Consider the following 23,943-nt stretch of genomic DNA (forward strand, 5'->3'; position numbering starts at 1 on the left):
GAAGTGTGGTTGAATCTTGTGGAAGCTAGAGGATTCCTCGGCATTCTGGCGGGCCCGGCCATCTGTCAACGGTCGGCCCGTTTTTGTACATCTGGAGCAAGTTTTCAACTGACGAAGGAGCCGCATTGAGCGCTGGCAAGTCTGGCATCACCCCAAAGGTCATGGTTGTCTATGGCACTAGGCCAGAGGCTATCAAGGTGGCTCCAGTGATCAAAGCACTTGAAGCGGATCCGAATCTTGAACCGATCGTCGTCGTGACTGCGCAACATCGTGAGATGCTTGATCAGGTCAACGAGGTGTTCCAGATCAAACCTGATGTCGACCTCAACCTCATGGCCCATGGGCAGACTCTCAACAGCATCGCGGGCAGCGTCATCTCGAAGATCGACGAGGTGCTCACTGAGCATGACCCCGACGCTGTTGTCGTCCAGGGCGACACGACCACGGTGATGGGCGCGGCGATTGCGGCCTTCAACCGGGAGATCCCGGTGGTCCATCTCGAAGCAGGACTTCGCAGCGGCGACATCAATTCGCCCTTCCCTGAAGAAGCCAACAGGAAGATCGTCTCCCAGATTGCACGTGTGCATCTTGCGCCGACTATGGTCTCGCGCGGCAACCTGCTTGCCGACGGGGTTCCTGATGAGAATATCCACGTCATCGGAAACACCGTCATCGATGCACTGCAGTGGGCTGTTGAACGCCCAGTGGAGTTCAGCCTTCCTGAGCTTCGAGCTCTCGAATCCGACGACCGCCGAGTTCTGCTGGTAACCACCCACCGCCGGGAGAACCTTGGCGACAACATGGTGAACATCGGCAAGGCCATGAGGCACCTGGCGACTCACTATCCTGATCTGCTCATCGTCTGGCCCGCGCACAAGAATCCGAAGGTTCGCGCCTCGATCGCGCCTCAGATCGAAGACCTTGACAATGTGATTTCCATCGAACCCGTCGAATATGGCGAGTTCTCGCACCTCATCAACGCTTCGGACATCGTGCTCACCGACTCAGGCGGAATCCAGGAAGAAGCCCCCAGCCTCGGTAAGCCGGTTTTGGTGCTTCGAGAGAACACAGAACGCCCCGAAGCCGTGGACGCAGGAACCGTAAAGCTTATCGGAACCGCAACAGAGAAGATCATCGCTGAAGTCTCACAGTTGCTCGACGACAGTAAGGCTTACCGGGACATGGCCAATGCCGTGAACCCCTATGGGGACGGCCACTCAGCCGGTCGCAGTGTGGATATCCTCAACGAGCTTCTCAGCGGCAGTTGAGACTCTGTTCAGAAGCAGTAATGTCCACGGCTGAAACCAAAGCTGTGGACATTACTGTTGGCCAACAATAGGTCGTCGTCGACACTCCATGTATGACTATGAGAGTCACGAACTTGGACGAAATTGAATCGGTCTGCTGAGTAGATTCGTGCTCCATCCGAAACGAGTCGCCGTTGCAGGTCGGTATCTTCGCCCAGCGTGCGATTAGCGAATGGGGTGCGTCGGAACAGTTCTCTGCTGCCCATCAATGTGGGTCCCATAACGAGATCGGTGAAACGGTGCTCGCGTTCGGGAAACCTGCACATGACGATGTCACGATTGCGCAGGTGTAGGTAGTGAGCCTGCTTACCGACGAGATCCGCATTCGAATAGCGCAGAGCCGCCAACTGGTCCGTCAGATAATGCTCACCGTAAATATCATCGTCGTCCATCTTGGCGATGACGTCACCTGACGCCGCTTCAATTCCGCGGTTAAGGCACGCGCCCAGAGAGTCTGATTCGAGGGCCTCAAGCAGCACCAGGTTTTCGATTCCCAGATCGGCTGCATGATGCAGTAGCTCCGGAGATGAAACGAACCCATGTTGGACGATGATGAGCTCTCGGTTCTCAAGCTTCTGCGCGGCGTGTGTTTCAAGGACGTTCCTGAGGTGTTCAGGCCGATTCGTTGATACCACGACAGACACTGAACGAGGAATCGGATCGCTGTACTCAACTCCGATAGAGTCCATGATCGACATCGCGCGATGAGTGTAGGTGTGTTCGTGCCAAATGCGCCGTTGCGCGAGATGAACTGTGCGGTCGCGCAATTCGCTGCTTCGGACGTATGCCCTGAGAGTAAGTTCGGCTTCTTCCTGGGTCTCAGGCTGGGGGAGCTCGGAAGGTGGGAAAAACCGCTTCGTTGCCTTGCTGGGCGTCGAAATTACCGGAGTTCCGGCAGCCGTGATCTCGAATATGCGCCTTGCACACATGCTTGGTGAGTCGACGACCGAGTTCACGTTGAGGAATACTTTGTAGTTTTTGTACGCAGTCAACAAGTTGCGGTAGGGCAACGATCCGACAACCCTGTCGGCAAGGTTGCCGGGAAATTGGTACCGCTCATCGTTGCCAAGGAACCGGGAGAAGATTTCAAGTCCGTGCTCCATCCGCGAGGACACTGTGTCTGCAGCTCCCAGAAGCAAATCCATTTGGGCCCGACGTTCAGGAAATTTGTGGGTGAAATACATCCCCGCGAACGCGATATCACGTGCGGCGAAGTTCTTTGACGGACGGACAGGAGAATGTATCGCAGGCTGGGCGGCAAAGGCCAGAGGGGCGATGCGGTCATGTCCAAGGTGTTGCCGGTACTTGTCTATCAGCCGCACGTCGCTAGTGAACACGACATCGAAAAGTTCGGCCAAAGGAAGGAAGTCATCGAAATGGGGCGGATCTTCCTTGTTCCAGAACACCGTGGGGATACCGCGATGGCGACAACTGTCCAACAGCTCGACAACCTCGGGGCTCGGGCCGGCTGTGCCGGTGAGCTTGAACTTCCAATCTCCGCCGTTGCCATTCCATGCAGACTCAATGAAAACGAAGTCGATCAAGTCCAGTTGCGATGCCCATCCAAGTCGGTTCAGTGGGACCGTCTCCCATTCGTAGCCGAAGCTCTCCGCTGAGAACTCGTCGAGGATGGTGCCTACCCTGAGGCCGTTGAAGACGGGCCGACGGTTGGGCCTCGGAGCTGCAGGGAACGCCTCTTGCAGGTTGTCGGAAGTAAGCTGGTCAGCCGGTCTGCCGTCGGCAACTCCTCGGTCAAGATTCCGGCGTCGCCTCCACTTCAGGAATTGAGCAGGGCCGCCTTGGCGCAGATGCCAGAGTCCGGTCCTCACAGTATGAAGCGGAGTGGGAGGCACAGTGTGGTCCTTTCGACCTGATAGGAATCACGCGCCGTCTGGTTTAGCGGAGGCTCGGTTCAATAAGGCGTGATCAATACGGCGGTTTATCCCACTCTACTTGCAGTGGGTCAACCGAAAATGAAACCAATTCTTAACGCTTTCGACTGCCTTCCTGTGCGAAAGCTGTTAGCCCCAATAGTACAATCAAGAGGTTGCAAGAAGCTCAGTCGGCTGTTGTGAGATGCACGCCATAATCCTAGGCTGAACTGAGTCGGACCATGGACGTCGAGAGAAATGAGGACAGTGGGAAGCAGCTCAGGGCCCATTCCCTCACGGACCCCAATGAGGCGTCACGGCAGAGCCATGGCGCTGTCACTCATCGACGGTCTCGTCTTCGCGTTCCTCGTCGTAGCGATGACGCTGGTGCGATACGACTTCCACACTGAGCTCGTCAATGCATTGGGCATGTTCGTCTGTTCGGCGATCGGCCTGATCGTCTTCCTCATCGGCGGGCCGTTGGCGATCTACCGTGGCCGCTACCGGCGCGGCTCAACCGATCAGTTCGCCGCGATCGTGGGAACGGTCGCATTGGGCGTCGGCATCATGTGGGTTGCGGAATTCGCGCTCGCCAGCGAACTGCTCATCCCGACCAGTGTCCCCATCACGGCGGGAGCGCTCATGGTGGTGGTCAAGAGTCTCGAGAACTGGATTCGTCGCAACATGAGGCAGCGCAGCCTCACCACGTCCGGCGCATCTCGGCCCACGATCGTCGTCGGCGCGGGCGACCAGGGCATGCTCGCCCTCGATATGATCGCTCAGGACTCGCACAACGAATTCGTCGCCGTCGGCATCCTCGACGACGACCCTGCCAAGCGGCATCTGCGCTACAACGGAATTCGCGTGCTCGGACCGATCGCCGACATCGCCGCCCATGTCGATCGCACCGGTGCCGGTGCAGTCATCATTGCGATCTCTGACCTGCCTCCCGAAGATCTCTCCCGCATCGTGTCGAATCTCGAATCCCGGCCGGTCGAGATCAAGATCATGCCGAAGCTCTCGGACTCCGCGCTGGCCCGTCCCGAGCCGGACGCCCATGACGTCGCCGACCTGCGTCACCGAAGCTTCCGCGATGTCAGCCTCGAAGACCTCATTGGACGCAAACCGATCTCAACGAATATCGACGACATCGCCTCGGCGATCACCGGCAAGGTCGTGCTCGTCACCGGGGCGGGCGGTTCAATCGGCTCACAGCTGTGCCGCCAGGTCGCCCGCTTCGACCCGGCCCGACTCATCATGACCGACCGGGACGAATCCGGTCTGCACGCAACCGAGCTCGGCCTCGAAGGTTCAGCCCTTCTGACCAGTGACGACCTCGTCCTCGGAGACCTGCGAGATCCAGCATTCATCGACGCGCTCGTCGCCGAGGCGAAGCCGGACATCGTCTTCCACGCCGCGGCCCTCAAACACCTGACTTTCCTCGAGCGCTTTCCGGAGCAGGCAGTGCGCACGAACGTCGGAGCCAGCCTCGACTTGCTCAACGTGGCGGTGGCTCACGACGTCGATGCCTTCGTCCACATCTCCACCGACAAGGCCGCCGGCGCGACCTCGGTGCTGGGACGGACGAAGTTCTCCATCGAGCGGGCGATCGCCTCTGTGGCTGCCGCAACCGGGCGACGTTATATGTCGGTGCGATTCGGCAACGTGCTCGGTTCTCGGGGATCCGTGCTCGAGACCTTTGTGGCTCAGGTGGCGGCCGGCGACCCCGTCACTGTCACCGACCCCGAGGTCACTCGCTACTTCATGACTGCCGATGAGGCATGTGAGCTCGTTCTGCAGGCAGCGGCGATCGGCGGCCCTGGAGAGACCTTGGTCCTCGACATGGGCGAACCGATCCGCATTGATGACCTGGCCAAACGAGTGATCGCACTGTCGGGTCGCACTGATGCGCAGATCGTGTACACCGGTCTGCGCCCGGGGGAGAAGCTCACTGAAGCGCTGCTGTCGCCAGGTGAAGTCGACAGCAGACCCAATCATCCGCTGATCACTCAGGTCCCGATCGCTCCGATCGATCTGGAGAAGCTCGGTGCTCTGGTCGCCGAATCTCGTGACCCGCAGGTCTTCACTCACCGATCGGTCCTCGAGGAGCGCTTGACGAGCCTCCTCGACTCCGATGCAGTCCCGGTCACCGATGACGCGACGGCGGCCATCGAACCGGCAGTGACGTCATCAAAAGCCTCCGAGCCGGGAGCAGATCCTCATGACACCGGAGTCGGCCTCTGATGGCTCTTCAGTCGCTGGTGATCCTGGTTGTGGCCGCGGTGGTCACGGCTCTCAGCGCCTTCATCGCCTTCCCCTTGCTGCGTAGAGCGGGGGTCGTCGATGTCCCTTCTCATCGCTCTTCACATACGCTGTCGACCGTACGCGGCGGGGGGATCGCCATCGGCTGCGGCATCACCGTGGCCACGATTCTCGCCATGGTCTGGAGCGTTAGCGAAGACGGTGTCTTCGGCCTGGGCGGCGTCCTCCTGCCGATCGGTTTCCTGGTGCTGACCTGGTGCTATTCGGCCATCGGGATGAGCGACGACCTCGACTCCCTGCGCCCTGCCGGGCGACTGATCGGACAGGTCATCCTGGCTCTGTTGTTCAGCGCGATCATCGCGATGTTCTCCACTCAGGGAATCGCCCACGTGATCGCCTTCGCCGTCATCGGAGTGACCACGGTCAACGCCGTGAACTTCGTCGACGGGCTCAACGGCTATGTCACCGAATGGACCATCGTCACGGCCGGATGGTTCGCCTTCGTCGGCTCCTGGGTGGGTGAGAACGATATCGCTCTGCTGGCTCTGGCGCTGGCCGGTGCTGCTGTCGGTTTTCTCCCGTTCAACCTCGGTCGGGCCAAGGCATTCCTCGGAGACACGGGAAGCTACGGAATCGGAGCGGCCGTCTTCGCTCTTGCGGTGTGGCTGTTCGTTCAGGGAGTGCCGATCGTCGTCATCATCGCTCCGATGATCTTCGTCTTCTTCGACGTCGGACTCACTCTGGTTATGCGACTCTTCCGAGGAGAGAACATCCTCTTGCCTCATCGAGAACACATCTACCAGCGGATTCAGCAAGCGGGGTGGCCGCACAGCTCCGTTTCGCTTTTCCACGCCGCGCTGAGCGTCCTTGCCTGCATTATGGCCATTCCGACCCTCATCAGCGGAAATACGGCGACGACGTACCCGGCTCATGTGTTCTGGGTCGGTTTACTTGCTCTCTACGCGCTTCTGCCCATGTGGTTGAACCGTCGAGCACGTACGGAGGCGGTCACCGCATGAGAATCGTTCTGCTCAGTCATTACTACTACCCTGAGGTCGGCGCACCGCAGCGACGGTGGCGGATACTCGTCGACCATCTGCGCGCCGCAGGACACGACGTCATCACGGTGGCACCGCACCCGCACTACCCGTATTCCGACCGGAACGGATTCTTCGGCTCCAAAGTTGGGCGGGGGCGCCGTCGAGTCGACGTGCGCCTCGACGGTACCTGGGACACCGGAATCGACGGTGAGCGGATCCTCCGGGTGCCGTACTTGCACAGCGGATCGTCTATGGCTCGTCAGCTGCTCGACCAGACGGTGTCAGCGACAGGCGCGATGTCGGCGGTCATCGATCGGCTGCGAGGCAGAATGCGCCCCGATGTCATTGTCTCTACGACTCCGGCACTGCCGTTTCTGCTGGCCGGCGACACTTTGTCGCGGCTGCTGCGGGTGCCGCATATCGCTGAAGTCCGCGATGCGTGGCCCGACCTCATTTCGGAGATGAACCTGGTGACTGGAGCCGTTGGGAAGTATCTTCCCGGGTCGCTGACGCAGCGTCTCGAACATCGACTGCTGCCGGACCTGCTCACTCGTGCTCAACGGCGTGCAGCGGTCGTCGTCGTCACCACGGAGGGTTTCAAACGTCGCTTGGAACAGCGTGGGGTGACCGCCGAGGTCGTCCGCAGCGGAGTCTCCCCGGCGGAGCTGGAAGGTGCGTCCGGGCTGACTGCAACAGGAGCGATTCCCCTCGTCCCCACGGTAGAAGAGACGGGCAATGCCGACGGCGATGTCACTGGCATGGCTGAAGGCGAACGCAGTGAGCTCAACCTGCTGTATGTGGGCACTGTCGGGCGATCTCAGGATCTCAGCACCTCGATTCGTGCTCTGGCTCGCACCGAGGGTGTGCGACTGCGAATCGTGGGCGATGGCGTCGATACTGTCGAGCTCAAGACCGTCGCTTCCGCGTACGATCTTCCGGTCGAGTTCCATCCCCAGATCGCAGGTGCCGAACTCGCGGCCCATTGGGAGTGGGCAGATGCCGGGCTGGTCAGCCTCAGCTCGCTCGACTCCTACGAATGCACAGTGCCGTCGAAGCTCTATTCACTGATGGCCCGTCGAATCCCAGTCCTCGGTGTCGTCGCCGGTGAGGCCGCCGACATCATCACAGCCACCGCGGCAGGAGAAGTTGCGGTTCCCGGTGACGTCGATTCCGTAGCCGCGGCGATGAAGAGGATGCGAGAACGAGTCGAAGCCGGTGAGGAATTCGGATCGAATCCGGCCTCAGGTCTGAACCCGCACGACTGGGTGGTTCGGAATGCTTCGGCAGCCGCAATGGGTCGCACATACGAACGGGTCCTTGAGCAGGTGGTTTCGTGAACCTGCGCTTCCTCGCACGACAGCTGACGAACGTTGTTCTGACCACCGCTGGTCATATCAACGACGACCGGGTGTTCTTCGGAATGCAGTTGGCACGTCGACTGCCTGGCCCTGCCTCGCGCTTCATCGGACAAGCACTCGGACAACTGCCGGGCGACGCCACTCGGGCGGCATCCGCGTGGCTGCTCGGAAAAGAGACGACAGCGAAGTCATTGGTCGCCGGATCTCCCTCGCCTTCGCGCCTTCTCGGCGAGATCGCACTCAATCTGGGACTCCTCGACGCGGCCGAATCGATCGCAGCTGCCGTTCCCGGCGCTCATGCACTGTGCTCACGTATCGAGTGGACCAAAGGGCACATCGACGAGGCCATCGCAGTCCTGCCAGACGGCGCGCGCCGGACACGCCTGCTCGATGAGCGACGGAGTCTCCAACCTCAATGGTGGCCGGAAGTGTCGAGCCATGTCACGGCTCGGCGGGCACGCGGCAATGCCGACCTTGATCGAGGTCAGCATCCGACGGCGCTGCATGTGTTGACGAATTCCCTGCCGCACACCCGCTCCGGCTATACCTACCGCTCTCATGCCATCCTCACCACTCTGCGGGACGCCGGCCATCAAGCGGCCGCGATCACACGCCCGTCGTATCCCGTGACCATCGGACGACTGAGCCAGGCGCCGGTCGAGATCGTCGACGGGGTCGAATACATTCGTGATGTCCCGCTGAGACCGCGGCCCACGCCATCCGAACGGCTGAGCGAGCAAGCGAATCACATCGCTGCGGAAGCCCACGAACGTAGTGCTGAGATCCTCCACACGACGACGCACTACGTCAACGGCATGGTCACTGGTGCGGCCGCGAAGACAGCGGGCCTGCCATGGGTCTACGAAGTCCGCGGAGTCTTGGAAGAGACATGGGCAGCTGCCGGCGGCAGTCCGGAAGAGCGCTCTGCACGTCGGGACAGCCAACGCTTCGCACTCATGCGAGCCAAGGAGATCGAAGTCGCATCGGCAGCCGACGCAGTCATCACCTTGGGCGAGACGATGCGTGAGCACCTGATCGCTGGGGGAGTGCCAGCCGAAGCCATCACTCTCATCCCGAATTCGGTCTCCGAAGCCGTTGTCGACACCGATGTCACCCGCACTCCGGCCGAGGTGAGAAGGAGCCTTGGCCTGCCAGAAGATGGAATCTGGGTCGGCACAGCAGCGTCGATCGTCGGATATGAGGGCCTCGACGACCTAGTCGACGCCGTGATCCTCGCCCGAAGCCAAGGGACGGACCTGCGGTTGCTGATCGCCGGCGACGGTGTCGCACTGCCGGTACTGCGCGAACGCGCAGCTGTTCTGGATGATAACGCCGTCTTCACCGGACGGGTCTCCCAAGTCCAGGCAATTGAGTACCAACTTGCGCTCGATGTCATTGTCGTGCCGCGTAAGGATGAACCAGTCTGTCGCTTGGTCACGCCGATCAAGCCGATTGAAGCGATGGGCCTTGCCAGACCCGTTGTCATCTCCGACCTGCCGGCACTGCGTGAACTGGTTCCAGGCAGCGCAGGATTGGCGACACCGCCGGAAAACCCGCAGAAGCTCGCGGAACTGCTGTCCGAACTCGCCGCCGATAACACTGCGCGGGCAAGATTCGGAGACAATGGACGAGCACACGTTCTTGCAACTCGCAGGTGGAAGGAAATCGGACGACGATATGGGCAGGTTTATTCTCAACTCATGGGGAGTGATGCGCGATGAGTGAGACAAAGAACCCCCTCGGGCTGAGCTCGATCCCGTCCGTGTCGAGTGACGGCCTCGTGCCTGTCGGACGACGAGCGAGCCTGCGTAGCTACCTCGTCGCACTGTGGAACCGCCGCCACTTCATCATCGCCGAGTCTCGAGCCAAGATGTCGAGCTCGACGAGGAAGAACATACTTGGTTACGGGTGGCTCTTCTTAAATCCGTTACTTTCCGTACTCGCATATTGGTTCATCTTCGGATTCATTCTGCAAACCGCACGAGGCATCGATAACTTTCTCGGATTCCTTGTCATCGGTGTATTCTTCTTCGGCTACACAGGTAAGTGCATGACCGGCGGAACGGGAGCCATCCGAGCGGGAGCATCGATGATTAAGGGATTCCAGTTCCCCCGCGCCGCACTACCAATTTCAACAGTCGTCCGCAACTTCCTGGACTTTGTGCCAACCGCGCTTGTCATGGTTATCGTTCTTGCCGTTGTTCCGCCACTTGAAGAGATCACCTGGCGTGTAGTACTTGTGATCCCAGTTATTGCTCTGCAGACAATCTTCAATGTTGGCCTTGCGTGTTTTCTAGCCCGTCTCGGTCATAAGATTCCTGATCTCACGAACTTTATGACGATTATTAGCAGATTCTGGTTGTATGGCTCAGGCGTTTTCTTCTCAATCGAGGACCGCCTAGCTGATCACCCTGCCCTTCTAGCGATCATGCAGTACAACCCAATGCATGCCTACCTAACTTTGGTGCGCAATTCGCTGCTCTACGGAATCGATTCGGATCCGAAGATGTGGATAGTCGGCATGGTATGGGCATTCGGTCTTCTCATCTTCGGTTTCCTGTTCTTCTGGAGAGGGGAGGAAAACTATGGCCGACTCTGAAGTCCAAGAACCAAATATCATTGCGGAAAACGTCCAAGTCCGCTATACCGTCAACACCAACGATCCTGGTAGCAGGGCAACGGGTATCCGACGCCTGACGAACAGGCTCGTTGGGCGGCAGGGCCAGACCACCGTGCGAGCGCTACGGGGGGTCAACTTCGTTGCCCGTGAAGGAGAAATGGTGGGAATCGTCGGGGCCAACGGCTCCGGAAAATCCACCTTCCTGCGCAACGTTGCTGGGGTCGAACAACCAGATCGGGGCCGAATCCTCGTCCGTTATCAGCCACTTCTGCTCGGTGTCAGTGCGGCCCTGCAACCTGCGCTGTCGGGAAGTGAGAACGTGCGCCTCGGATGTTTGGCAATGGGATTGTCTCCCGAAGAGGCCGTCGAAGCCTTTGATTATGTCGTTGAACTCTCGGCACTGGGATCGGCTATCCACCGGCCAATGGGAACCTATTCCTCGGGTATGGGTGCCCGACTCCGATTCGCCATCGCCTTGGCTGCGCGACCGAAGATTCTGCTCATCGACGAGGCCCTGTCGACAGGCGACGCGACCTTTGCCGAACGCAGTGAACGCGCAATGGACGAGCTTCTTGCCGAGGCAGGAACGGTTCTGCTCGTCAACCATGCTGCAAAAGTGATTCAGGAGCTGTGCACCCGCGCAGTCTGGATGCACCGAGGCGAGATCCTCATGAATGGCCCCGCCGAGGCTGTCGCCGAGAAATACCGCTGGTGGGCGTGGAATGTTGCCAAGGGTAAGGACGACATCGCAGACAAACTCCTTGCCGATGTGGTGAGCAACGCGGTGAAAGAGGAGATCAATATCCTCGAACCTGAACTCATCAAGAACCCCATCCCACGGCACGCAGCGCGCCCATCTAAGAAGAAGTCCGCTCCTGCACGCCACGTGAAGCGGCAGCACACTGTCGACGAAGTCGAAGAGACACCGGCTCCGATGTTGGCCGCTGCCGAGGAGCAGGTCTGGCCCAAATCATTTGACGCTGAGATGCCAAAGGCCAAATTCCCGGCCCTGCCCAAGCCGGCTTCTCAGGCGGTAAGCGCCCCACGAATCACCGACGCCCCGCCGCTGCGTTTGAATCCCAGCAAGAAACGTGTCGTTCTGCGCGCCGCGAACCCGCATGATCGTGCGTCCGCAGTTGCCGCCGCGGATGATTTCACCGGCCGAAGGCTCGCTTCTCGTGCCCGCAAGATCGCCGATGAAAGGTACGAGGAACGACAGCGTTTGCGTCAGGTAGACGAGGGTCCTGCCCTCCATCAGGATTCGCGCCGATGAACATCGCAATCTTCGGTTCATGCGTGAGTCGTGATACGGCCGAGGTCATGTCAGACGTTCATGTCGTGGAATACGTTGCGCGGCAATCCGTGGTTAGTTTAATAGCGCGCCATGGATCATCCATGCGTGAATTGGAACGCCTCCAATCGCCGTTCCAACAAAAAATGGTCACGGGAGATCTGATGGGGAACGGAGCAGCGCGACTGATTCTAGCCAGGGAAGAAGCCGACGTTGTTCTCATCGACTTGGTGGATGAGAGAAGGGGATTCTGGCTGTTCCCAGACAACACGGTCATGACTAACTCAATCGAGGTCGAATCCTGTGGCGCAGCACGTTCAGCTCGAAGGCAGGGGGCTCGTTTGGTGCGTTTCGGTAGCGATGAACATTTCGAATGGTGGAAGCTCGGGTTCGCAGCCCTGGAGGCTGAGCTGAGAAGCCAGTCTCTATGGGATAGGTCCATACTATTGAAGATTGAATGGGCGGCAGCGTTCGAGGGCGCGAAACACCCGCACAGTACACTGCTCTCGAGCGTGGGGCGTGCACAGCGAATATTACGACGTGGTGCCAAACAAGCAGGCCGGAGCTTCGCGAGAGGAGATGGACTTGGAAAGCTCCTGAAGAACGTGGCCAACGTGTCACCAACCGAGGCGGAAGAATTTGCAAGACGAGCTTCCGAGGCGAATCGCACGTACAAGAGATATTACGCACATGCTAGCCGCATGACTTCTTTTACAATATCTCGCCAAAGTGAGTCTGTTCGAATCTCTCGCGATCACAAGTGGGGACCTCAGCCATTTCACTATCGAAATCAGGACTATCAGGAAATCGCAGCTGAGATACGACAGGTATTCAAAGAATTCGGAGAATGAGCTGATGATGACATCCGAGTCGCCAACTATCGAACCGCTCGAAATTCGAAGAGGTGTAGTAGAACCCATTTGGCTTGTCCGCACAGGACGCTCATTAGAGTCGGTAGAAGTTTGCTAAGCAGACGAGACTCGTATAAAAAACCCGTAATACCGCATCGGTCTGATGTCTACGTGAATCACGATGGAGTGAACCGTCAGAGAAGATCAAATCGTCAGACAGGCAAAATAGGAACTTCTACGAAGCAGAAAGTGGAAAAATGAAAAGAGTGAATCTCTTAGTTGCCGTGGCAACGGTGTGTGGACTGGGAGCACTTCTCTTGGAGGTTGTGTCTACTAGAACATTTGGGATAGATGCCGTACTGATCCTACTGATTCTGCTAACGGTCGCAGCCCTATCGATGTCGCTACGAGTAACGATACGTGGCGAACGCCAGCACCGTTGGGCCTTATCAAGGCGAGTAACAAACTTAGAGAACGAACTGACTTTGAGACGCCAAGAGCCTTCTGTGAACGCGGAATTGAGCGGCAAACTTTCGTCCGCGGGAAGTAAGAAATTCGTGGATGATAGCTATCCTGCGCTAGCGCCTATTTACGACCGCATCCATGCTTTGGAATCAGAACGAAACCAGGCGCGCTAATGAAACCAAGAAAATCTATCACAAGCACTAAATACGACGAGGACCGCCTAGATGTCGAATTCTAACTCAATCCCTCTGGTTGGTTTCCGAAGCAACCTCAAATCGCCTAACGAATGGTCTGTCACGCACGAAGACCGAGTGCGTGTCAGATTGGACTCACAAGGTCGGACTGAAGTAAACACGGCCTCTGCAGAATCAATCTACTTTATTCTCAACGGCCGGCCTAAACACTTTAAGAAGCTCACACTCGACGATGATGCAGCAATAGCCGCGGATTGCGCGTTCATCGTGGAACTCAAAGCAGCGTCCAATAGCAGTCTTCGTCCAGAACTTCACATTCTCGAGTACAACGAACTAGGAGAAAGACTGGGCACCACCGTCGTAAGAGCTGGTGATCGGACCCTCTACACACCTGGAGCATCAGTAGCCTGGGTTATGCCCACAATCCGACTACGCGGTAAAGGAGAGTTCGTCCTCGACGAAGTTTGTATCGATAAGGTAGATCGGCCCAATAATATTCCCTCTGCTACGAGTGTATCGGTCTCATATGCAGCTGATAACGCACACGGCGACAATCAACGGGATTCGTTATTTGACCTGCAAAGATCGCTGAATACTGCAGTAGAAGCTGGTCGTAGCGCTCAGCGGAATCTTGAGGAAATCCGTTCGAGCGTAGAACGAGATGTTATCGATGCCGAAGCCGGCAGCACCGCTACGGGGAGGTCCATAGCCTCGAGACAATTGAGCAGAGAGCTACTCCTCGAGTTGGCGTCGACGTTGCCCCAAAGCAATGGTTCAGAATATTTCTCGAGAAAACACCCATATCATGTGGCTATCATCACTGACGAATACATGTACAACTTCTATAGGGATGCTTTCGAGCAGGTCACCTATGTCAAACCTTCGACGGTGGATGACGTTCTTTCCGAAGGCTTCGACATTCTGCTTTACGTTTCTTGTTGGAAAGGCCTGGCGAACGAGGATTGGCGCGGCGTCAAGTTCAGAGACGAACCCCGGAGCGCGCTGGATAGACTTATAGGCTATTCAAAAAAGCATGGAAAACTCACAGTCTTTCAGTCAATCGAAGATCCAAGCAACTTTGAATATTTCCTGCCGGTGGCGGAGAAGTTCGATTTTGTATTTACATCCGATTCTGATTGCATAGATCGTTACCGCGAGACTCTAGGGCACGACCGTGTTGCATATTTGGAATATGGAGCTAATCCTCATCTGAACAATCCAATTGGATCTTACAGGCACGCAATCAACAAAGCCTTTTTCGCAGGCTCCTATCCCAAGCGCTACCAGGAGCGCATTGAAGATATGCATGCAATATTCGATTCCGTATTATCAACTGGCGATAATCTTACCTTGATCGATCGCAATTTCGGAAACGAAGAATATGCTTTTCCGCAAAAGTATTCCGATCTGGCTTTAGAGCCTGTCCCGCACGACGATCTCCAGCGAATCCATAAACTGTTTCGATGGAGTTTGAACTTCAATTCAATAAAATCGAGTCCGACAATGTGCGCGATGCGAGTATATGAGCTGCAGGCGCAAGGCAAGGGTTTAATTTCCAACTATTCCAACTCTGTCTTTAACAAGTTTCCAGAAATTCGAATAGTCGTTGAACCTGAACAACTAGACAGTCACTTTAGCTCTTCCATTACGATGAGCGAGTTGAAGAACAATGAGGCGCAGGTAAGAAATGTAATGACTAGCCGGACGGCGTTCGACATATCGTCACGAATGCTGGAGTTTGCGGGATTGGACGAAGGTGGTCATTACACGGATAAATCTGTTGTACTCTTTGTCGCCCATGCTGATGATCGTCTTAAGGAAGAGATTGAGAATCAATCATATCCAGGGGTCAAACTAGTAGAGTCCACGGACGAGCAGTTTGCATCAAAAGCCGCTGAAGCTGCAGACTACATAGGATTCGTATCGTATGAGAATTCCTACGGCCCGAACTATGTACAAGATCGCATTAACGCGTTCAAGTACACAGATTCTAATTTTGTGACGCAGTCTTCGACCGTGCAGGCGGAAAAGGTTGTTGGTCGGGCTCACGAGTATGTTTCAGATGCGACTGTCGCTATGACCATATATTCGAATCGAGCCCTGACTCCTCAAGCACGACTCGAAATACTACGTGGATCGAATCCAGATTTGGGGAATGGCTATGCGATTCCGCCGTTTGAATCCTCTGTTCGTCAGCACGTACATACCGCATCGAAGAATTCTAATGACAACTTCGATCTGACGATTATCGTTCCGATCTATAACGCCGGCCATTTCCTCGAGACTAAATGCGTACCGAGCATTCTACGAAATGCGAGGAGCGACCGATTTGAAATACTTTTGATCGACGACGGTTCGACGGACGGGATCACCCCTGAAATCTGTCGGCGTCTTGAGCGTGAGATGCCCAACGTTCGTGCATTCCTCTTTGAGCCGGGGGGTAGCGGCAGTGCTTCACGTCCCAGGAACAAGGGTATAGAGATTGCCAGCGCGCCGCTGTTGGCTTTCCTAGATCCGGATAATGAAATTTCGGATGGGGGCTATGATCGACTACTCGAACTACTCGAAACTGCTCGATCTGAATACAACGAAGTGAAATTCGTATCCGGCTACCAAGTGAAAGTTGCCGCTTCGACTACGGTGACCGGCCGTCATACAAACCAAAGCATGTCTGTAATCCGAGACTTCCGTGGCAGCTACTTCGAGCGAGGACGATTCCCTGTAGTCTCGACGCAGGCTGCAGTGATGGATAAATCACTCTTCGAAGACGGTGAACTTCGTTTCGTGGAGAAGGCAGCAGGGCAAGACTCTCTGTTTGGGTGGCTGCTACTTCTTAAGGCTGGAGACGGGGCGTTTACAAACGATGTGCACCTCATCTATTACGCCGAGCGGCCTGATTCTGTTACGAATACAGTTGATCTCTCCTACTTTGAGAAGAAGCTGATTATGGAAGAAGCTCAAACGGAGACACTGAAGCGCCATCAGCTAATAGATCAGTATGTCAGTCATCATTTCTACAATTTTTTGGAGAATTGGTATGTGCCAAAATTGAATCTTGTGACTGAATCTGATCGAAACGATGCAATTGAAATAGTGAACAAAATTGCAGGTCTGTACGGCCTGAATATTGATGTGAACGACCATATTATCGTCGACAGTGAGGACGCGCGATGAAGAAGATCGCACTTGTTGGATATTTTGGATGGGGAAACTTCGGCGATGAACTGTTCTTGAAAGTTCATCGGCAGGAGCTTGGTAAGGAGTACGAGCTCAACGTAGCCAATGACCTGCTGGTCCAACCATATTTTTCGAGACCAGTGTCGGAGATTGTAGACGAGTCGGACGCTATTCTCATCGGTGGTGGCGATTTGCTCAACCCACTGCGAGTGAGTGATCTTTATTGGCAGACTGAATATCTTAGGAAGCCTACATTTGTCTACGGGCTTGGTGTTCCAAATCAGCCATTTAGGCGGGAGCACGTGTTGGATGTTTATCGGCGTTTCTTCGCGCACGAGAACTGTAAACTGATAGTCGCCCGGGATGTTGAGAGCTATAACTGGATCAAAGAGAACCTTGATCCCGGCGATAAACTGACATGGTACCCGGATCCAGTCTGCGCTCTCGACCGGCCGAGTCCCGGCAAGAGTGAAAAGGATGTATTCGGCGTCGTCATGCGCGAGCACCGTTCTCGTAGCGACGATTTGAGTCATCTTGAAGCAGCGATTACTCGAGCTCGTGACATGGGCTATCGAATACGGCATATTGCACTTGCGACTGATTCCCTTGGAGAGGGCGATCTCGCCCTTGCACGCGAGCTTGCTCAGCCGGGTGACGAGGTTGTTCATTCGGAGTCGTTAGACGAACTCTGCGTCGAAATTTCCAAGGTTGGATTGTTGGCAACTATCAAATTCCACGGTCTAGTCGTCGCTACGATGTACGGTGTGCCCGCCGTTGCCATGTCTGTAACCCCGAAGAACCGAAACTTCCTCAGGATGATCGAACGGCCTGAGATGCTTGTCAGTTACACAAATGAGGGCCTTGCTGACAGGATTGTAAAGTATCCTTCACGGGTTCATCAGAAAGTTCGGGCGTCTCTGTACTACGGTGCACGAGACGGGTACCAGTTGTTACGAAAAGAACTCGCTAAAGCACTGAGCGGTTCATAAACGACGATAACGTTGCGTAGTCGAACAAGCTGCTAGCTTCGGGCGGCCCGGATTCTAATTTTTGAAATGCGCTTGGGCCGCCCGCACTGTTGTCGGCTTCATCTATTCGCGCGTCCCCGCTGAATTTCTTCGCCCAACCCCACGAAAGAGTTGGCGCCGACACTTTCAAGAGAATAATCGTCATCAAACAATGTCGTTGATAAGGGGATAGCTAGAAATGGGTACTTGGCGCGAATGTCAATTAGTCTGAGAAAGGTTATCCAATGAGCGGATACGTACTAGCTGTTGGCGATGAGTCAAGGATTCGCCGGGTCTCTCAGCTATTCGTACCTGAAGAGACCGACATTCTGGCGTTGGGCAGTGGGATGAGTCTGCTTTACGTTTCAAACTCAGGTTATGTTAGCAATGGGGCAATCTTCCAAGGCTATGGGATCGATCACATTAGGGCAGCGATGGTTTTCGCAGGTGCACCCTCTTCAGAATTGCCGGAACCCAGCCATCCAATTGAAGGAAGCTACTTTACTGCCCGTTTCAGCGCGGCCGAAGTACGCGTTGGAGCTGATTCGTACGGGTTCGTGCCGATGTGCTGGTTCAACGACGGTGGAGTTTCCGCCGTTTCTGATTCATATCTGACGCTGATCATGATGCGTCAGGAACTCGGATTTTCTAGAACCCCAAATAGCGAGACAATTCTCGGGCGGATGTGGTTAAATTCGATGAGTCTTCAACAGATGGGGCGGGAAACATTCTGTGAAGAGATTCGATACGCGACGCCCGCCACCGAGCTAGTAATAGATGGACGTAACGGTGACCTGGAAGAGTACCCTATGGATCTCTCTGAGTTTTACCGCGGGTCATTTGCAGATCACGCGGATGCAGTGAACGAGTCAGCTGTTCGTATGGTGCGCACTTTCAAGACCTATGCGGCGTCTGAAAGTCTTACAACGCTGGGGCTATCAGGGGGAACCGATTCTCGAGTATGTCTCGCTGCGGCGCTGGCAGCGGACATGCAGGATAACTTGCACATAGCCAGCACTAACAAGAAGACTCGCCTCAACGATAATCAGGATTACGCTGTGGCAGTTGCACTGAGTGAAAAGTTTGGATTTTCATTGAATCAGCCGAGTAGCAATGTGCAGGGTTCTCTGACATCCAACGATTTGCTCGCGGGCTGGGCTGCGACTGGGATGGGACTGTACGACGCGCTCTACATGCCAGCGAAATTTAGGCATCGACCGATTCCCGTCTTTGCAGTTGGTGGTCAGGGTGCAGAAATCTCTAAAGGCAATTTTGGGTGGCGTCCTCTTGAGGCGATAAATATGCCACCTGAGGCATTGGCTCAAGCAGCTAGAGCGCTAGAGGCTATGGGTATTTCAAGGGAACACAAATGGGGATCCGAGTGGCATTACATCGGATTTCGAAATGCGATACATGGGGGGAGATCCACACTGAGTAGTGATTATGTCGCTCGCCCAGCAGCGCAGATCCCGTTGATTGGTCTTAGCCGATCCGGCGAGAATGAGCTTCCTGCGCCAGGAAAGACTTCACCGAGCGTTGTGTTGGACCTGTTGATCAAACTGAACCCGGGAATGGCCACTGCTCCGTTCGACGACGTGCGTAAGAATGTATCCGAGCACTACGTTGAGAAGCGTCTCGATGAACTCGGTGGGCCAATCGAAGCCGATCACCTGAGTCCCTACGTGCAGTACGGTACTCCGCAACCTGCCAAAGGTACGTGCATTTCTCAGACGGAACTTGCTCGTTCAGCGGGGTATGAGGGCAACTTGGACCCATCGACTCTGCTGCCGCTTGCTTACGCCGGCGTTAAAGACTTCCGTGACGTCGTGCCTGAAAGCATTATAGAGAAAATCGATGGACTGAACTCCGGTAGTCGAACTCGAATTGGTGCCGCTACAAGAGAAGCTGGTGCTCTTGGAAAGCTAATTGCGTTAGGTACCGTGGCCTAAATATTGAATTCTTGTATTCTTTGATTTCGTGTGGCCAGTTATGGGTGTTGCAGGAAGTGCTCAGTGGATTCGGTGCAATTGAGTCACGAGTTCGAGTTACGAACTGAATCACGGGGGGGGGGGGGGTGCTCTGATTTCGACTCGTGGAATTGAACTCACGATACTAATTGAGCTGAATGTGGCTGATTTTGCCGTAGCGTGATGCTACTATCTAATGCCTATGGGGCTGCTCTTTCGGTATTTGAGTGTTTTTTCGAGATCCGACTGCCTGTTCTATAGGGTGTTCATTGCAACTCGGTGGGATTAGTTGCGCGGGTGCGCGGCGTTAGGTATTTCTCGTAATTTCCAGTGACTTCAGTGCTGAAGCTAGAGCACTCCAATCGGAATTGTCGCGGGCGGCTCTAAGTATGTTTGTGAATGACTGACCGTCCGGACCTATGTGCCCTGGACCCAAGTTCGGCATCAAATAGATGATGTGGTTAGTGGAATGTGCTTCATCACTGAATGGTGAGTAGTGCTTCTCGATGTGGTCAGCATCGCCAGCGTTTTGGATGTAGATTACTTTTGCCTCATTCTGACGAGCATAAAGCGGCATGACTTCGTGTGTGAACGGCGGCCAAGCTGAATCGAGCTCATCTTGGCCCCATGCGATTTGCATGTATCTGTCCACCGCGGCTTTTGTGAATTTTGCGATATTTGTTTGAGGGTTTGACGCGACAACGGTGGAGTCTGGGAGTACTGCGCCTTGGAGTAGGGCTGCAAACCCGCCTCCTGATGGGCCAAACAAGATGGGGCGGGTGCTGGCTGTAACCTTTGTAAGGAACTGCGCGATGTCTTCTTGAAGTAGGGGCTGTTGGTAGTTTCCTGCGTACCATGCAAGTCGCAACTCGGTGGACAGGATTATGCTGGGATCTGAAATGAGTATTCGATTGATACCAAGGCCCGCGGAAACGCTATTGCCAATCCATGCTGGGACGTGTTGCATTTTCGCTGACGATGTTCCAGAGAATGTTACGAGTGTCGTGTCTGAATCACGCCAGTCATAGAAGAAGTGAAATGGTACGCCGTGTAGCTCAATTTCCACAGTGCCTCGGATGGTTTCGCGATTTTGCAGGAAATCTTCGACTGATTTGAATCGGGTCGGAGGCGTGGAGGTGTGGATTTGGCGCATCGTCATGAACTGATAGTATCCGCACCTTAGCGAGGAACCAAAGTGGGTTTGATCGTCCATCCTGCGAAGATATTACAAATCACAGCCCTGCTGCGGAGTTGGGACTGTATGAAGTTCGAACTGAACGAGGCTGTCGACCAGTCGGAGGGCGGATGAGACGTGTTTGCGACTTGGGTTAAATGTTCGATCGCCTTCGCCGAGCTTGATGCTCGTCTGGCGAAGTCTTCTGCGGAGATGATTTCTAGTGTTGACTTCTAGAACTGTGCTGAGGCCTGGGATTACTCGTCCGTTTCTGATTTGCTCCTCAGCTGTGGGTTGAGTGAGATTGTCCCCGGGGCACCAGGATTGTTGAAAGTCGGCTTTTTGACGCCTTATTGTGGGAATGTTTGAGTCGGCACCTTAATGGTTCTGGATCGGGCTATGGGCATTTGGTTGAGTATTGTTCAATATCCTGCGGACACGAGGTATCGGAAGAAGTCTGCGAGGTCGTTGCTGGCCAAAGCGTTCTTCAGCGCCGGAACCGCCTCGGGGTCGAAGTCGATGATGACTGTGCCATCATCCTCGCGACGCGAGTTCGTCGGCACGGTGACCACAGCGATGTCTTCATTCTGCAGCGTGCGGAGACCATTGGCGATCTTGACGAGCTCACCTGTCGTCAACTCGGCGTTGTGCTGAATCCCTGAAGCGAAGTGACCGAGCACGGCCGCGCCCTTGTTAGGATCTTTGACCAGTCCGCCCGATTTGAGTGCTTGAACGAGCGCACGCACCACCGCGCGCTGGTTGCGGGTTCGCGTCTGGCCGGCATCATCGACGGGGTCCGCTGCGGTGAAGATCGACGATGTCGCTCCGTCGAGGTTGTTCGTTCCCTCGACGAAGTCGGTGCTGCTCGCGCTGAACGCAGCGCGGCTGTACACCTGCAGACCATCGAGCTCGTCGATGACGCGCCCGAGCGCGTTTGATTCCAGCTGCGCGATGTGATCGATGCGGAGGCCGAGGAACTCCTCAACCATGGCGACGACAACCGGCCACCCGCCCTCGTCGGCGATGGTCGCGAAAGTCTGACCGGCCTCAATCTGAGTGGAGGGGTTGAGAACGAGGGCTGCGGCGAACTCGCCAGCGGCGGGTACATGGATGACCGCGAAGATGTCACCTTGGCTCGATGACTGCGGGGCCGCCTCGGCGAGGTTTCCGGGATTCGTCACCCGAAGCATCAAGGTACGGGAATCGTCCGCGTTCGGACGGATGTCTGCGGGTGGGAAGGCCGCCTCGGCGGGGATGGTCTTCGACGCGTCATCGAACTCGGCGCGGGCGGAGTTGAGGTCCTTGAGAGAACCGATGGCGGAAACCATCTTCGTCAGCTTGGCCATGGCAGTCCCACTTCCTCTGTCAGGTCACATGGTGATGGTCCCAATAATAGCCGCGGGTGAGATCGGCTCGTGTACCGATCTCACCCGCGGTGAAGACTGCTGTGCTGGGCCGCTGAAGTCAGCGGAGGAGTGCTGGACTCAGCGGAGGCCGAAGAGCTTTCCGAAGGCGCCCCCGGACGACTGAGTCTCCGACTGTTTGGCTTCCGGTGCCGATTCTGCCGGCTTCTCAGCTGGAGTCTCGGCCGGCTTGACCGGGGGTGGGGGAGGGAACTGCTCGGCGGCGGGCTCTGCTTTCGGGGCCTCCGATGCTGCGCTCTCCGGAGCCTTCGGCGCGGGCGGGGCAGTCTCGTCAGCGACTGGGGTCGGGGTCACAGACTCCGGAGCTTCGGGCTGCGGAGCCTCGGGAGCCGGGGCCGCCTCAGCGACGGGCGCCGGTGCTTCGGTGGGGGCCTCGTCCTCATCGGTGGTGTCCGCAGAATCGGCGGGGGCATCCTCGGCGAGGTTCTTGATCAGGGAGAGCTCGAATTCGAGCGTGATCTTGTCGCTGACGAGGACACCACCGGAATCGAGCTTCGTATTCCAGGTGACGCCCCAGTCCTTGCGGTCGATGCGGCGCGAGCCCTCGAGGCCGGCGCGCAGGTTGCCGAACGGGTCGGTGTCGATGCCGATGAACTCGAGAGGAACGGAGACGGTCTTCGTCGTATCACGGATCGTCAGCTCACCGGTGACGATATAGGAGCCTTCGTCGACCTCGTCGATGGCCGAGGAGACGAAGCGAATCTCCGGGTAGGTCTCCACGTCGAAGAAGTCAGCCGAGCGCAGGTGGGTGTCCCGGTCCGCGCTGCGGGTGTCGACGCTCGCGGTCTGGATGATGACCTCGGCGGTCGAATCGGCGAGGTCCTCGGCGATGTCGGCGAAGCCGGAGACATCATTGAACGCTCCGCGCACACGCGAGACCATGGCGTGGCGTGTGGAGAATCCCAGTCGAGAATGTGAGGGATCGATGTCCCAATGACCTATGATCCCAGGATTTTCTGTCATGGGGGCAGCTCCTTCGGTTCCTCCGCGCTCCTGTAGAGGAGGCTGTCGTAGTCGGTGTGCCAATTCGCAGATCGAGCGATCATTGAAAAAGCAATCGCCTACGTAGTCTTACACGGGCGGTCGGGTGTGTGCCACCTCGGTGCGGGCTGGTGAGGCGATGGCGGCGCTGACGTCGACCGCCGACCGTCCGGTTCAGAGATCACCCGCTGCAGACTCGATTTTCGCCCTCGTATCAAAGTCAATTCAACAGTGCCGCGACGAAGGGGACGGCGTGATTCCAGTCGTCTCCGTCCGGATCGGCAATTCCCGCCTTGTCCGCCCAGGTCTGGTCAGCCTCGGGGTGCGGGCCGACCAGACCTGCCATACCGTCACCGTGGTCGTAGCGTGCTGCGGCGATGTCGCCGTTGCCATAGCGCGCGAACACGGCGGCGCGATCCTCGGGTGGAGGAAGGGCTGCGCCCTCTTGGAAGAATGTCTGGCGATGATCACCCATCCAGGCGACGTCGACCACGGTCTCTCTGCTGTCGGTGACTGGGAATTCGGGACGACCGACCTCACCGTCGAGGTCCGATTCGACGAGACCGAGGGCGACCGGCCCCGCCAGGTAGGCGCCCATGCACAGACCGAGGTAACGACCGCCATCTGCAACATACTGTTCAAGGCCCCCGACGAATCGAGGCGGCAGCGCTTCGGCGGCAGCGTCGATGTCATCCCCGCCACCGGGTTGGAGGTAGAGGTCCACGTCTGCAAGGGAATCGGCCTGCAGCGGCAGACGTTCATCGCGACCGATGAAGACCACCTCGACGTCGGTGAAAGGCTCTCAGCCGTTGTGCGACCGTCTCGGGGCACCCGTCGCACGCGGCCTCACCGCGGTACACGGCCACGAGCAGGGAATCCGGACTTGAAGTGTCTGCGGCGGCACAGCCCAAGGAGGCGGCCGCAGTGAAGAGACAGGTCAGGAGGGCCGCAACA

Annotated in this window: 16 protein-coding genes; 11 read left to right on the top strand and 5 right to left on the bottom strand. The window is 56.6% G+C overall.

All coding sequences use genetic code 11. The annotated features are described in order from the left end of the window. Window positions 1–161 precede the first annotated feature (161 nt). A complete protein-coding gene (wecB, locus tag ACSBQT_RS03395) occupies window positions 162–1,268 on the top strand; it encodes a non-hydrolyzing UDP-N-acetylglucosamine 2-epimerase (RefSeq protein WP_410709934.1) in 1,107 nt (368 codons plus the stop codon). Window positions 1,269–1,276: 8 nt separating this feature from the next. On the opposite strand, the gene ACSBQT_RS03400 is transcribed toward wecB, so the two are convergent. Further along, window positions 1,277–3,136, bottom strand: coding sequence for a glycosyltransferase family protein (locus ACSBQT_RS03400; protein WP_410709771.1), 1,860 nt, complete (start codon window positions 3,134–3,136; stop codon window positions 1,277–1,279). A 369-nt stretch (window positions 3,137–3,505) separates the two neighbouring features. Between ACSBQT_RS03400 and ACSBQT_RS03405 the strand changes: the two genes are divergently transcribed. From ACSBQT_RS03405 to ACSBQT_RS03450, 10 genes are all read left to right on the top strand, one after another. Then, window positions 3,506–5,422, top strand: a complete 1,917-nt coding sequence (locus tag ACSBQT_RS03405) for a polysaccharide biosynthesis protein (protein ID WP_410709772.1) — start codon at window positions 3,506–3,508, stop codon at window positions 5,420–5,422. After that, the gene (locus ACSBQT_RS03410; RefSeq protein WP_410709773.1) at window positions 5,422–6,459 is read left to right on the top strand and encodes an MraY family glycosyltransferase; all 1,038 of its coding nucleotides are present in this window, start codon (window positions 5,422–5,424) and stop codon (window positions 6,457–6,459) included. Before ACSBQT_RS03405 ends, ACSBQT_RS03410 begins: the two co-directional genes overlap by 1 nt. Then, window positions 6,456–7,817, top strand: coding sequence for a glycosyltransferase family 4 protein (locus ACSBQT_RS03415; RefSeq protein WP_410709774.1), 1,362 nt, complete (start codon window positions 6,456–6,458; stop codon window positions 7,815–7,817). The genes ACSBQT_RS03410 and ACSBQT_RS03415 overlap by 4 nt, the downstream gene beginning before the upstream one ends. Continuing rightward, window positions 7,814–9,559, top strand: a complete 1,746-nt coding sequence (locus ACSBQT_RS03420) for a glycosyltransferase family 4 protein (protein WP_435000878.1) — start codon at window positions 7,814–7,816, stop codon at window positions 9,557–9,559. The genes ACSBQT_RS03415 and ACSBQT_RS03420 overlap by 4 nt, the downstream gene beginning before the upstream one ends. Then, window positions 9,556–10,437: an ABC transporter permease gene (locus ACSBQT_RS03425; RefSeq protein ID WP_410709776.1), complete on the top strand. Its 882-nt coding sequence runs from the start codon at window positions 9,556–9,558 to the stop codon at window positions 10,435–10,437. The genes ACSBQT_RS03420 and ACSBQT_RS03425 overlap by 4 nt, the downstream gene beginning before the upstream one ends. Beyond that, a complete protein-coding gene (locus ACSBQT_RS03430; protein WP_410709777.1) occupies window positions 10,424–11,731 on the top strand; it encodes an ABC transporter ATP-binding protein in 1,308 nt (435 codons plus the stop codon). The genes ACSBQT_RS03425 and ACSBQT_RS03430 overlap by 14 nt, the downstream gene beginning before the upstream one ends. Then, complete coding sequence (locus tag ACSBQT_RS03435) at window positions 11,728–12,600, top strand: DUF6270 domain-containing protein (RefSeq protein ID WP_435000881.1); 873 nt, start codon at window positions 11,728–11,730, stop codon at window positions 12,598–12,600. The genes ACSBQT_RS03430 and ACSBQT_RS03435 overlap by 4 nt, the downstream gene beginning before the upstream one ends. A gap of 689 nt (window positions 12,601–13,289) precedes the next feature. Next, window positions 13,290–16,433 carry a glycosyltransferase gene (locus ACSBQT_RS03440; protein WP_435000882.1) on the top strand — a complete coding sequence of 1,048 codons (3,144 nt, stop codon included), beginning with the start codon at window positions 13,290–13,292 and terminating at the stop codon, window positions 16,431–16,433. After that, a complete protein-coding gene (locus ACSBQT_RS03445) occupies window positions 16,430–17,425 on the top strand; it encodes a polysaccharide pyruvyl transferase family protein (RefSeq protein ID WP_410709780.1) in 996 nt (331 codons plus the stop codon). The genes ACSBQT_RS03440 and ACSBQT_RS03445 overlap by 4 nt, the downstream gene beginning before the upstream one ends. A 263-nt stretch (window positions 17,426–17,688) precedes the next feature. Continuing rightward, a complete protein-coding gene (locus ACSBQT_RS03450; RefSeq protein ID WP_435000884.1) occupies window positions 17,689–19,392 on the top strand; it encodes a hypothetical protein in 1,704 nt (567 codons plus the stop codon). A 325-nt stretch (window positions 19,393–19,717) separates the two neighbouring features. On the opposite strand, the gene ACSBQT_RS03455 is transcribed toward ACSBQT_RS03450, so the two are convergent. From ACSBQT_RS03455 to ACSBQT_RS03470, 4 genes are all read right to left on the bottom strand, one after another. Continuing rightward, entirely contained in the window at window positions 19,718–20,569 is an 852-nt protein-coding gene (locus tag ACSBQT_RS03455) for a hypothetical protein (RefSeq protein WP_435000886.1), read from the bottom strand. A gap of 437 nt (window positions 20,570–21,006) precedes the next feature. Next, window positions 21,007–21,930: an LCP family protein gene (locus tag ACSBQT_RS03460; RefSeq protein WP_410709783.1), complete on the bottom strand. Its 924-nt coding sequence runs from the start codon at window positions 21,928–21,930 to the stop codon at window positions 21,007–21,009. 138 nt (window positions 21,931–22,068) lie between these two features. Beyond that, a complete protein-coding gene (locus tag ACSBQT_RS03465; RefSeq protein WP_435000887.1) occupies window positions 22,069–22,971 on the bottom strand; it encodes a YceI family protein in 903 nt (300 codons plus the stop codon). Between the two features lie 238 nt (window positions 22,972–23,209). After that, window positions 23,210–23,770, bottom strand: coding sequence for a hypothetical protein (locus tag ACSBQT_RS03470; RefSeq protein WP_410709785.1), 561 nt, complete (start codon window positions 23,768–23,770; stop codon window positions 23,210–23,212). Window positions 23,771–23,943: the final 173 nt, after the last annotated feature.

Origin of the sequence: Brevibacterium sp. H602, from assembly GCF_051172395.1 — a bacterium.
In the GTDB taxonomy this organism is placed as follows: Bacteria; Actinomycetota; Actinomycetes; order Actinomycetales; family Brevibacteriaceae; genus Brevibacterium.